This window comes from Altererythrobacter sp. Root672, from assembly GCF_001427865.1.
In the GTDB taxonomy this organism is placed as follows: domain Bacteria; phylum Pseudomonadota; class Alphaproteobacteria; order Sphingomonadales; family Sphingomonadaceae; genus Croceibacterium_A.
On record NZ_LMHH01000003.1, the window covers coordinates 268,913 to 280,643 of the forward strand.

Below are 11,731 nucleotides of genomic sequence, written 5' to 3' on the forward strand. Positions count from 1 at the left end.
GTTCAAATGATGGACCCTGGCCGGGAAAATCTCTGACCAGGGGAATTCGAGAATTGAAAAACCGCTTACGCTGCGTCCTTGGCGCCATAGGCACCGAACACGCGAGCAAGCTTTGCCGCCGGGGCATTGACCAGCTGCACCACCTTGGTGGCAGGCGCATTGACCAGGCCGACGATCTTCGCCCGCAGCTCATCGAGCGACGGCATCGAGGCGAGAGCCTTGATTCCATCGGCATTGAGTTGCGTGCTGCCCATGGCGCCACCGACGATTTCGAGCTTGTCGTTCGTCTTGGCGAAGTCCACCGCAGCCTTGGCAGCGGCGATCGGATCGATCGACCATGCCAGGGCAGTCGGGCCGGTGAGGTGTACCTCGAGGCCTTCGTACTGGGTGTCCTTCAGGGCGAGCTTGGCGAGGCGGTTCTTCGCAACCTTGTACGACGCACCCGCTTCGCTCATCTTCGAACGCAGGGCAGTGGACTGACCCACCGACATGCCGAGGTTGCGGGTGACGACCACCAGCCCAACCTCGTTGAAGACCGCGTTGAGGGATGCGACCGATTCGGCTTTCTGCGAACGATCCATGCCTTACTCCTTCACTATGGCCGCACGCGTAATCGTTGCGGGCGACCGGCTACGTTGCCGCATCGCCGAAGCGACACGGGCGAGTCCGTTGAAGGGGAAGGAGCGCGCCGAAGCGCTTTTATGGACAGCGCACGAGGCGCTGCCCGAAAATCTCTTTTCCCCGTCTAGGCTGGAAATTAAGCGCCGGCAGATCCGGTGCACCAACTGTCTCGGACGGTTGACCGCCTAAGCGATCGGGCCGGGCCTCTAGACGAAGGAGGCGAGAAGTCAACGAGTCATTCGAAGTGGGCGGCGAGCTTGTCTGTCCTGTCGATCCTCACGCCGACACGGTGGCCCACTGCGAAAGCGACGGCGCAGCTCATGACCAGCGCAAAGGACAGAGTGACCGTAAATGCCGCGAGTGAGGCGAGATTGGATAAGGCATACGCCCCGATCTCGATGTCTGGCAACTTGGCGACCAGTAGACCGGTGACAAGGCCGACTAGGGAGATCGGGATAAAGGCGATGGTCATAAGCAAGATCGCCCAGAAGAGTGAAGGCGCCGTTAGCGTAGCTGAGCGGGTAGGGCCAACGACCGTCGATCCCGATGGAGCTGTGACGCTCCAAGGTGCGGTTAAAATAACGAGAAGGACGGCAACGATGGCCTGTGCAAGCGTCGCCTTGCCGCTAACGTCATGATCGCTCCAGGCTGCCAGTGCTACTTCGATCAGGGTCATCGAGATTAGATAGGGTGCGAATGTCCGGGCCGATGCTCGACTTATGGTCAACGCCTCGGTCATGTCACGATTGAGCGCAATGAACCGTATTACCGGGTACCCCACCGCGACTGTCAGCATGGCTTCGGCGACGATTTGCGACCAGTAAGCCAGATCGGCGGACGCGTCCGGAATTTGGCTGGCAAAGAAATCGTAGACCGTCATTGGCAGCGTGGGGATGAGCGCCAGCCACCAACCCTTACGCCAGAAGGCCCAGCTTTCGCTGAACACGAAAGCCAGGCCTTGCCCCAAATTCATCTGGTTAGTCCTCCCCCATTCCTCCTTCGTATCCCAGCACATCTCCCGGTTGGCAATCAAGCTCCCGGCAGATCGCTTCGAGGGTCGAGAAGCGGATCGCCTTGGCCTTGCCGGTCTTGAGGATCGAGACGTTGGCAAGCGTCAGGTCGATCCGTTCGGCAAGCTCGGTCAGGGTCATGCGGCGCTGGTAGAGCAGGTCGTCGAGTTTCACGGTGATCGGCATCAGACGGTCCCCTCCAGGTCTTCGCGCATCTCGGCGCCCTTGCGGAACACTCGGGCGAGGATGAACAGCACCAGCGCCAGGGCGAAGCCGTACAGCGAGAGGTTCGATTCAATCTGGAACACTCCGTCGTCGATGCGCGATTCCAGCCAGGTGGACAGGAGCATGACCGGGAGCCCGAGCAACTGGACGATGATCGCCAGCCACCCCATGCGGGTCAGGCGTGCGGCGTTCTCCAGGGTGAAGGGGTCGCCTTCGCCGACGGTGTCGATCACCTGGCCCAGGCGCCTGACGAAGTCTTCCATGAGGCCGAGCGAAACGAGCGTGAGGGCGATCACCAGGAGAGCTGCCCCTTTCGTTCCGCCGAGGCCGCTGGAGTTCAACTGCACGACGAAGTGTTCGGAGAACATGCCGGTCCCGCCGATCACCAGGACGGCGCCGGCAATGCCGAGGCCGATCATGCCGATGACGAGGCCGATGCGGACGATGATGGTCACCACTTTCGCAGTGACCAGCAACGGATCTTTCTTGAGTGGAGTCATGGATGGCTTCCCTTCGAGGTCCGGCTGAAGACGTCAGGCCAGGATCGGTGCGGCGATGGCCGGGTTGGTCCGGTCAACTGGCACAGACGCGACTTCGGCAAACGAAATGGTGGCGAGGAGCACTGCGATGAGCAGGGCGGCGGTGTTTTCAATCACTCTGGTCATTTCTCGATCTCCAATATGGTCGATATCGATATTCAATAAGCTGATTCGCGCATATCGTCAATCGATAATATCGAAAAACAATATCAAGCTGATTGAATTACGGAAAATCGAGGATCAACCACGGCGGCTCCGTCGCACGAGCGCCACGAACTGGCCGCCATCGGGCCGATTCGTTGCTGTCGGGCGTTTGACTTGGGGCCACCCCGCTCCTATATCCGCCCTCCATTCGACAGCTTCGAGCAAGGCGGGCCCATGTGCGGGGGTCTTCCACGGAAGGAAGCGTCGGGTAATCCGCTCGATTCGTCGCCAATGCTGCAGCTCCGGTCCCGGATGGGGAGCGGTGTGCCTGCGGCTCTTTCGGCGTTTCGGTGGAGCCGCCCCGCACAGGGCAAGAAATTCACGCCGGACCAATTCCGGCGAAGCATAGCGAAGAGGCAACTCCCTCCATGGCGAAGAAGTCAGAGGCCACCGGCGCCGCGTCCGTTGCGACCGTCCCGAGCAAGAAGAAGCGCATCCGCAAGATCTTCGGCGACATCCACGAAGTGGTGCAGATGCCGAACCTGATCGAGGTTCAGCGCGAAAGCTACGAGCAGTTCCTGCGCTCCGACAAGAGCACCGGCTACGTCTCGGGCCTCGAGAAGACCTTGCGTTCGGTATTCCCGATCCGCGACTTCGCCGGCACTGCCGAGCTCGACTTCGTCCACTACGAGCTGGAAGACCCCAAGTACGACACCACCGAGTGCCGTCAGCGCGGCATCACTTATGCCGCCCCGATGAAGGTCACGCTGCGCCTGATCGTGTTCGAGGTCGACGCCGAGACCGAGACTCGCTCGGTCCTCGATATCAAGGAGCAGGACGTCTACATGGGCGACATGCCGCTCATGACCGAGAACGGCACCTTCATCATCAATGGCACCGAGCGCGTGATCGTGTCGCAGATGCACCGTTCGCCGGGTGTGCTGTTCGACCATGACCGCGGCAAGACCCACTCTTCGGGCAAGTTCCTGTTCGCCGCCCGCGTGATTCCTTACCGCGGTTCGTGGCTCGACTTCGAATTCGACGCCAAGGACATCGTCAACGTCCGTATCGACCGCAAGCGCAAGCTGCCGGTCACCGCGCTGCTGTTCGGCCTCGGCCTCGATAGCGAGCAGGTGCTCGACTACTTCTACGACGCGATCACCTGGAAGCGCGGCGCCAACGGTTGGGAAATCCCCTTCGCTCCGGAGCAATGGCGTAACGCCAAGCCGGGCTTCCCCCTAGTCGACGCCAAGACCGGCGAGGAAGTGTTCCCCGCCAACCAGAAGGTCAGCCCGCGCGCTGCCAACAAGGCGGCCAAGGACGGCCTCGAGACCCTTCTGATCCCGACCGAGGAAGTCTTCGGCCGCTATTCGGCCAAGGACCTGATCGACGAGAGCACCGGCCGCATCTACATCGAAGCGGGCGAGGAAGTTTCGCCCGAGAACCTCGAGAAGATCGACAAGGCCGGCATCGACCAGCTGCTGCTGCTCGACATCGACCACGTCACCACCGGCGCCTGGATGCGCAACACCCTGCAGGCCGACAAGGCGGAAAACCGCGAAGAAGGCCTCGAGGCGATCTACAAGGTCATGCGCCCGGGCGAGCCGCCGACGAAGGAAACCGCCGAAGCCCTGTTCGAAGGCTTGTTCTTCGATCCGGAGCGCTATGATCTCTCGGCCGTCGGCCGCGTGAAGCTCAACATGCGCCTCGGCCTCGACGCCGAAGACACCGTGACCACCCTGCGCAAGGAAGACATCCTTGCCGTGGTCAAGGAACTGGTGAACCTCAAGGACGGCAAGGGCGAGGTCGACGACATCGACAACCTCGGCAACCGTCGCGTCCGCTCGGTGGGCGAACTGCTGGAGAACCAGTACCGCGTCGGCCTGCTCCGCATGGAGCGCGCCGTGAAGGAGCGCATGAGCTCGGTCGACGTGTCGACCGTGATGCCGAACGACCTGATCAACGCCAAGCCCGCGGTTGCCGCGGTGCGCGAGTTCTTCGGTTCGAGCCAGCTCTCGCAGTTCATGGACCAGACCAACCCGCTGTCGGAAGTCACCCACAAGCGCCGCGTTTCGGCGCTCGGGCCGGGTGGTCTTACCCGTGAGCGCGCAGGCTTCGAAGTCCGCGACGTTCACCCGACGCACTATGGCCGTATCTGCCCGATTGAAACGCCGGAAGGCCCGAACATCGGTCTGATCAACTCGCTCTCGACCTTCGCCCGCGTCAACAAGTACGGCTTCATCGAAACCCCGTACCGGACCGTGATCGACGGGACCGTCACCGGCGAGGTGACTTACCTCTCGGCGATGGAAGAGCAGAAGCACACCGTCGCGCAGGCTTCGGCCGATCTCGACGACAAGAAGCACTTCATCGAAGACCTGGTCTCGGCCCGCCAGAACGGCGAGTTCGTGATGGCTCCGAACGAAACCGTCACCCTGATGGACGTTTCGCCGAAGCAGCTGGTCTCGGTCGCGGCATCGCTGATCCCGTTCCTTGAGAACGACGACGCCAACCGCGCGCTGATGGGCTCGAACATGCAGCGCCAGGCCGTGCCGCTTCTGAAGGCCGAAGCGCCGTTCGTCGGCACCGGCATGGAAGAGACCGTGGCGCGTGACTCGGGTGCGGCGATTGCCGCCACCCGTTCGGGGGTGATCGACCAGGTCGACGCGACCCGTATCGTCATCCGCGCCAGCGGCGACGTCGATGCCGGCAACCCGGGCGTCGACATCTACAACCTGCAGAAGTTCCAGCGTTCGAACCAGAACACCTGCATCAACCAGCGTCCGCTGGTGAAGGTCGGTGACGTGGTCGAACAGGGCGACATCATTGCCGACGGTCCTTCGACCGACCTCGGCGAGCTGGCGCTCGGCCGGAACAGCCTCGTCGCGTTCATGCCGTGGAATGGCTACAACTACGAAGACTCGATCCTGATCTCCGAGCGGATCGTGAAGGATGACGTGTTCACCTCGATCCACATCGAGGAGTTCGAGGTCATGGCTCGCGACACCAAGCTCGGGCCGGAAGACATCACCCGCGACATCCCGAACGTCGGCGAGGAAGCCCTGCGCAACCTCGACGAAGCGGGCATCGTCTACATCGGCGCCGAAGTGCACCCGGGCGATATCCTGGTCGGCAAGATCACGCCGAAGGGTGAAAGCCCGATGACGCCGGAAGAAAAGCTCCTCCGCGCGATCTTCGGCGAGAAGGCTTCGGACGTTCGCGACACTTCGCTCAAGCTGCCGCCGGGCGTTGCCGGCACGGTCGTCGAAGTGCGCGTGTTCAACCGTCACGGCATCGAGATCGACGATCGTACCCGCGCCATCCAGAACGAGGAAATCGAACGCCTCAAGAAGGATAGCGAGGACGAGCGCAACATCCTCAACCGCGCGACCTACAACCGCCTGCGCGAGATGCTCGAAGGCCAGGTCTCTGCGGCCGCGCCGAAGGGTCTCAAGAAGGGTGCGAAGATCGACAGCGAAACGCTGGACTCGGTCGACCGCCACGACTGGTTCAAGTTCGCGGTGGCCGACGATGGCGTCCAGTCGCAGCTTGAAGCGGTCAAGGGCCAGTATGACGAGGCCGTGAAGCGCATCAAGGACAAGTTCGAAGACCGCAAGGAGAAGCTCGAGCGGGGCGACGAACTGGCTCCGGGCGTGCTCAAGATGGTCAAGGTCTTCGTCGCGGTGAAGCGCAAGCTGCAGCCGGGCGACAAGATGGCCGGCCGTCACGGCAACAAGGGTGTCATCAGCCGCATTCTGCCGGTCGAGGACATGCCGTTCATGGAAGACGGCACCCCGGTCGACCTGGTGCTCAACCCGCTGGGCGTGCCTTCGCGCATGAACGTCGGACAGATCTTCGAGACCCACCTCGGCTTTGCCGCACGCGCTCTGGGCCACCAGGTCGCCGAGGCGCTGGAGGAATGGCGTCTGGCCAACCCGAACCCAGAGGCATCGGCTCCGCCGGCTGCCGTGGTCGAGAAGCTGAAGGACATCTACGGCGAGCAGTACCACGCGGACATCGACTCGCGGACGACTGCCGAAATCGTGGAACTGTCGGGCAACCTGAAGACGGGCGTTCCGATGGGCACTCCGGTGTTCGACGGCGCGCGCGAGGCGGATGTTTCGGCGATGCTGGCGAAGGCCGGGCTGAATACCTCCGGCCAGTCGACCCTCTACGATGGTCGTTCCGGCGAGGCGTTCGACCGCAAGGTGACCGTGGGCATCATCTACATGCTCAAGCTCCACCACTTGGTCGACGACAAGATCCACGCCCGTTCGATCGGACCGTACTCGCTCGTCACCCAGCAGCCGCTGGGCGGTAAGGCGCAGTTCGGCGGCCAGCGCTTCGGTGAAATGGAGGTCTGGGCGCTCCAGGCCTACGGCGCCGCCTACACGCTGCAGGAAATGCTCACCGTGAAGTCGGACGACGTGGTCGGCCGTACCAAAGTCTACGAAGCGATCGTCAAGGGTGACGACACCTTCGAGGCCGGTATTCCGGAGAGCTTCAACGTGCTCGTGAAGGAAATGCGTTCGCTGGGCCTCAACGTCGAATTGTCGTCGCTGACCGATGGCGATGACGAAGACCAGTGGCCGGAGGCGGCGGAATAGTCGGGATCGGGGCGGCCAAAACGGCCGCCCTCCCAACCGCCCCAGGAATTCACCCGCAAGGGAATTGAAACATGAACGAACTGACCAAATTCACCAACCAGATCGCGAAGCCCGAAACCTTCGACCAGATCCAGATCGGCATTGCCTCTCCGGAGCGCATCCGTTCGTGGTCGTTCGGCGAGATCAAGAAGCCGGAAACCATCAACTACCGCACGTTCAAGCCGGAACGTGACGGCCTGTTCTGCGCGCGCATCTTCGGACCGGTGAAGGACTACGAGTGCCTGTGCGGCAAGTACAAGCGCATGAAGTACAAGGGCGTCGTCTGCGAAAAGTGCGGCGTCGAAGTGACCGTGACCAAGGTCCGTCGCGAGCGCATGGGCCACATCGAGCTCGCCGCTCCCGTCGCGCACATCTGGTTCCTCAAGTCGCTGCCGTCGCGCATCGGCCTGCTGCTCGACATGCAGCTCAAGCAGCTGGAGCGCGTGCTCTACTTCGAGAGCTACATCGTCACCGAGCCCGGCCTGACCCCGCTCGAGAAGTATCAGCTCCTCACCGAGGACGAACTGCTCGACGCGCAGGATGAGTACGGCGAAGACGCCTTCACCGCCGGCATCGGCGCGGAAGCGGTCAAGCAGATGCTGATCGACCTCGACCTGGCCCAGGAAAAGGAAGACCTGCTCAAGGAGCTGGCCGAGACCAAGTCGACGCTCAAGCCGAAGAAGATCATCAAGCGCCTCAAGGTCGTGGAAAGCTTCATCGATTCCGGCAACCGCCCGGAATGGATGATCCTCGACGTCGTGCCGGTCATTCCGCCGGAACTGCGCCCGCTGGTTCCGCTGGACGGCGGCCGCTTCGCGACCTCGGATCTCAACGACCTCTACCGTCGCGTGATCAACCGTAACAACCGCCTCAAGCGCCTGATGGAGCTGCGGGCGCCGGACATCATCGTCCGCAACGAAAAGCGCATGCTGCAGGAAGCCGTTGACGCGCTGTTCGACAACGGCCGCCGCGGCCGCGTGATCACCGGCGCCAACAAGCGTCCGCTGAAGTCGCTGTCCGACATGCTCAAGGGCAAGCAGGGCCGCTTCCGTCAGAACCTGCTCGGCAAGCGCGTCGACTATTCGGGCCGTTCGGTCATCGTGACCGGTCCGGAGCTCAAGCTGCACCAGTGCGGCCTGCCGAAGAAGATGGCGCTCGAGCTGTTCAAGCCGTTCATCTACGCCCGCCTCGACGCCAAGGGTCTCTCGATGACCCTCAAGCAGGCGAAGAAGTGGGTCGAGAAGGAACGCAAGGAAGTCTGGGACATCCTCGACGAAGTCATTCGCGAGCACCCGGTCCTCCTGAACCGCGCCCCGACGCTTCACCGTCTTGGCATCCAGGCGTTCGAGCCGGTCCTGATCGAAGGCAAGGCGATCCAGCTGCACCCGCTGGTCTGCTCGGCCTTCAACGCCGACTTCGACGGTGACCAGATGGCCGTCCACGTTCCGCTGAGCCTCGAGGCCCAGTTGGAAGCGCGCGTGCTGATGATGTCGACCAACAACATCCTCAGCCCCGCGAACGGCAAGCCGATCATCGTTCCTTCGCAGGACATGGTCCTGGGTCTGTACTACCTGTCGATGGACCGCGAAGGCGAACCGGGCGCAGGCAAGATCCTGGCCGACATCGCCGAAGTGCACCAGGCGCTGCACGTCGGTGCGGTCACCCTGCACTCGAAGATCACCAGCCGCGTCCCGCAAACGGGCGAAGACGGTGTCGAGCGCATGGTCCGCTACGAAACCACGCCGGGCCGCATGCTGATTGGCGAATGCCTGCCGAAGAGCCACAAGGTGCCCTTCGACGTCGTCAACCGCCTGCTGACCAAGAAGGACATCGGCGACGTTATCGACGAGGTCTATCGTCACACCGGCCAGAAGGACACGGTGCTGTTCGCCGACGCCATCATGGCGCTGGGCTTCCGTCACGCGTTCAAGGCCGGCATCTCGTTCGGCAAGGACGACATGATCATCCCGGACAGCAAGACCGAGCTGGTCGACCAGACCAAGGCGCTGGTTGCCGATTACGAGCAGCAGTACCAGGACGGCTTCATCACCCAGCAGGAAAAGTACAACAAGGTGATCGACGCCTGGAGCCGTTGCGGCGACCAGGTGGCGAACGCCATGATGGACGAGATCCGCGCGGCGCCGATCGACGAGGACGGCCGTCAGAAGCAGATCAACTCGATCTACATGATGAGCCACTCCGGTGCCCGTGGTTCGCCGGCGCAGATGAAGCAGCTGGCCGGTATGCGCGGCCTCATGGCCAAGCCGTCGGGCGAGATCATCGAAACGCCGATCATCTCGAACTTCAAGGAAGGCCTGACCGTTCTCGAATACTTCAACTCGACCCACGGCGCCCGTAAGGGCCTCGCGGACACCGCGTTGAAGACCGCGAACTCGGGTTACCTGACGCGCCGCCTGGTCGACGTGTCGCAGGACTGCGTGATCGTCGAAGAGGACTGCAAGACCGAGAACGCGCTGGAAATGCGCGCCATCGTTCAGGGCGGTTCGGTCATCGCTTCGCTTGGCGAGCGTATCCTGGGCCGCACCACGGCCGAGGACCTGGTCAACGCCAAGACCGGCGAAGTCATCGTGAAGTCGGGCACCCTGCTCGACGAACCGATGGTCAAGTCGATCGAGGAAGCCGAAGTGCAGTCGGCCAAGATCCGTTCGCCGCTTGTCTGCGAAGCGGAACAGGGCGTCTGCGGCAAGTGCTACGGCCGTGACCTGGCTCGCGGTACTCCGGTCAACATCGGTGAGGCTGTCGGCGTTATCGCCGCGCAGTCGATCGGTGAGCCGGGCACCCAGCTGACCATGCGTACCTTCCACATCGGTGGTGCGGCGCAGGTCAACGAAACCAGCCACCTGGAGTCGATCTCGGAAGGCACGGTCGCGTACCGTGACATGCCGACGATCGTCGACAAGCGCGGCCGCCGTCTGTCGCTGGCTCGCAGCGGCGAGATGGTCGTCATCGACAGCGAGGGCCGTGAACGCGCGATCCACCGCGTGCCTTACGGTACCGTGCTGATGTTCGAAGACGGCGCGAAGGTGAAGGAAGGGCAGCGGCTCGCCGAGTGGGATCCGTTCACCCTGCCGATCATCACCGAGCAGTCGGGTATCGTCCGCTACCAGGACCTGGCCGAAGGCAAGACGATGGAAGAGCGCCTGGACGAAGCCACCGGCATCGCCCAGCGCGTGGTCACCGAATACCGCGCCACTGGCCGGTCGAAGAAGGAAGACCTCCGTCCGCGTCTGACCCTGCTCGGCGAAGGCGGCGGCGAAACCGAGGCGGCGCGCTACATGCTCGCCCCGGGCACGGCGCTGTCGGTCGACGATGGCCAGCAGGTCGAGGCGGGTGACATTCTCGCCCGTGCTTCGCGAGAAGCTGCCAAGACCCGCGACATCACCGGTGGTCTGCCGCGTGTGGCCGAACTGTTCGAGGCGCGTATGCCGAAGGACGTTGCGACCATCGCCAAGATCAGCGGCCGGATCGAGTTCGTTCGGGATTACAAGGCCAAGCGCAAGATCGCGATCGTTCCGGAAGAGGGCGATTCGGTCGAGTACCTGGTGCCGAAGACCAAGATCATCGACGTCCAGGAAGGCGACTTCGTCAAGAAGGGCGACACGCTGATTTCGGGTAGCCCGAATCCGCATGACATTCTGGAAGTGATGGGGGTCGAGGCTCTGGCCGAGTACCTCGTCGCGGAAATCCAGGAAGTCTATCGACTGCAGGGCGTGAAGATCAACGACAAGCACATCGAGGTGATCGTTCGCCAGATGCTGCAGAAGGTCGAGATCACCGACGGCGGCGACACCACGCTGCTGCCGGGCGAACAGCTCGACGCCGAAGAGATGCACCAGATCAACGCCGGACTGGCCAAGGGCAAGCAGCCCGCGGTCGGCACCCCGGTGCTGCTCGGCATCACCAAGGCGAGCCTGCAGACGCGGTCGTTCATCTCGGCGGCTTCGTTCCAGGAGACCACCCGCGTGCTCACCCAGGCCGCGGTCGAGGGTAAGAAGGACACCCTCATCGGTCTGAAGGAAAACGTGATCGTCGGCCGTCTCATCCCCGCCGGTACCGGCGCGGGCATGAACCGTCTGCGCGTGACCGCCAACAGCCGCGACGCCGCGATCCGCGCTTCGTGGAAGAAGGCGCAAGAGCACCTCATCATGGCCAACACGGCCGAAGAGGAGCACGCAGCCGAGCTCGAGCAGGGCCCGGAAGCAGCGCTGGGTGGCGATCCGTTGGCTGAGGTCGAGGGCGAAACCCACGGCACCGACGCCGATGCGGGCGAGTACCTGGTCCAGAGCGACGAGACGCTCGAAGCGCCCGAGGCCAGTGAAGAAGTCGTGGAAGAGGGCGCTCCCGAAGAGGAGTGAGCTCTAGCTCGCGCTTAAAGAAAGGCCCCGCCGGAGCGATCCGGCGGGGCCTTTTCTTTGTGCGGGGGTAGGCACCTGCTCGCAGTTGCCCGTCATGCAGATGAAACAAATTGCAAAGACGTGACACAAACGCTTGACTTACATTCTCAACTGAATAACTTGAGAATGTA

General features: G+C 62.7%; 7 protein-coding genes. 2 read left to right on the forward strand and 5 right to left on the reverse strand.

All coding sequences use genetic code 11. From position 1 onward, the window contains the following. Positions 1 to 65 precede the first annotated feature (65 nt). From rplJ to ASD76_RS18780, 5 genes are all read right to left on the reverse strand, one after another. The gene (gene rplJ, locus ASD76_RS15390; protein WP_055925081.1) at positions 66 to 581 is read right to left on the reverse strand and encodes a 50S ribosomal protein L10; all 516 of its coding nucleotides are present in this window, start codon (positions 579 to 581) and stop codon (positions 66 to 68) included. Between the two features lie 275 nt (positions 582 to 856). After that, on the reverse strand, positions 857 to 1,594 hold the full coding sequence (locus ASD76_RS15400) for a hypothetical protein (protein ID WP_055925087.1): 738 nt from the start codon (positions 1,592 to 1,594) through the stop codon (positions 857 to 859). Between the two features lie 4 nt (positions 1,595 to 1,598). Continuing rightward, on the reverse strand, positions 1,599 to 1,817 hold the full coding sequence (locus ASD76_RS15405; protein WP_055925090.1) for a helix-turn-helix domain-containing protein: 219 nt from the start codon (positions 1,815 to 1,817) through the stop codon (positions 1,599 to 1,601). After that, positions 1,817 to 2,356, reverse strand: coding sequence for a DUF2975 domain-containing protein (locus ASD76_RS15410; protein WP_055925093.1), 540 nt, complete (start codon positions 2,354 to 2,356; stop codon positions 1,817 to 1,819). The genes ASD76_RS15405 and ASD76_RS15410 overlap by 1 nt, the downstream gene beginning before the upstream one ends. A gap of 33 nt (positions 2,357 to 2,389) precedes the next feature. Further along, on the reverse strand, positions 2,390 to 2,521 hold the full coding sequence (locus ASD76_RS18780) for a hypothetical protein (RefSeq protein ID WP_268760341.1): 132 nt from the start codon (positions 2,519 to 2,521) through the stop codon (positions 2,390 to 2,392). A gap of 446 nt (positions 2,522 to 2,967) precedes the next feature. On the opposite strand from ASD76_RS18780, the gene rpoB reads away from it, so the two are divergent. Next, a complete protein-coding gene (gene rpoB / locus ASD76_RS15415) occupies positions 2,968 to 7,146 on the forward strand; it encodes a DNA-directed RNA polymerase subunit beta (protein WP_055925097.1) in 4,179 nt (1,392 codons plus the stop codon). A gap of 71 nt (positions 7,147 to 7,217) precedes the next feature. Beyond that, positions 7,218 to 11,561 carry a DNA-directed RNA polymerase subunit beta' gene (gene rpoC, locus ASD76_RS15420; protein ID WP_055925100.1) on the forward strand — a complete coding sequence of 1,448 codons (4,344 nt, stop codon included), beginning with the start codon at positions 7,218 to 7,220 and terminating at the stop codon, positions 11,559 to 11,561. The last annotated feature ends 170 nt before the right edge of the window (positions 11,562 to 11,731 follow it).

What these genes read in the sequence shown, in the direction of transcription:
- rpoB (WP_055925097.1), top strand. Translation starts at nt 2,968, where the DNA reads ATGGCGAAGAAGTCAGAGGCCACCGGCGCCGCGTCCGTTGCGACCGTC.
- rpoC (WP_055925100.1), top strand. Translation starts at nt 7,218, where the DNA reads ATGAACGAACTGACCAAATTCACCAACCAGATCGCGAAGCCCGAAACC.
- ASD76_RS15405 (WP_055925090.1), bottom strand. Translation starts at nt 1,817, where the DNA reads ATGCCGATCACCGTGAAACTCGACGACCTGCTCTACCAGCGCCGCATG.
- ASD76_RS15400 (WP_055925087.1), bottom strand. Translation starts at nt 1,594, where the DNA reads ATGAATTTGGGGCAAGGCCTGGCTTTCGTGTTCAGCGAAAGCTGGGCC.
- ASD76_RS15410 (WP_055925093.1), bottom strand. Translation starts at nt 2,356, where the DNA reads ATGACTCCACTCAAGAAAGATCCGTTGCTGGTCACTGCGAAAGTGGTG.
- ASD76_RS18780 (WP_268760341.1), bottom strand. Translation starts at nt 2,521, where the DNA reads ATGACCAGAGTGATTGAAAACACCGCCGCCCTGCTCATCGCAGTGCTC.
- rplJ (WP_055925081.1), bottom strand. Translation starts at nt 581, where the DNA reads ATGGATCGTTCGCAGAAAGCCGAATCGGTCGCATCCCTCAACGCGGTC.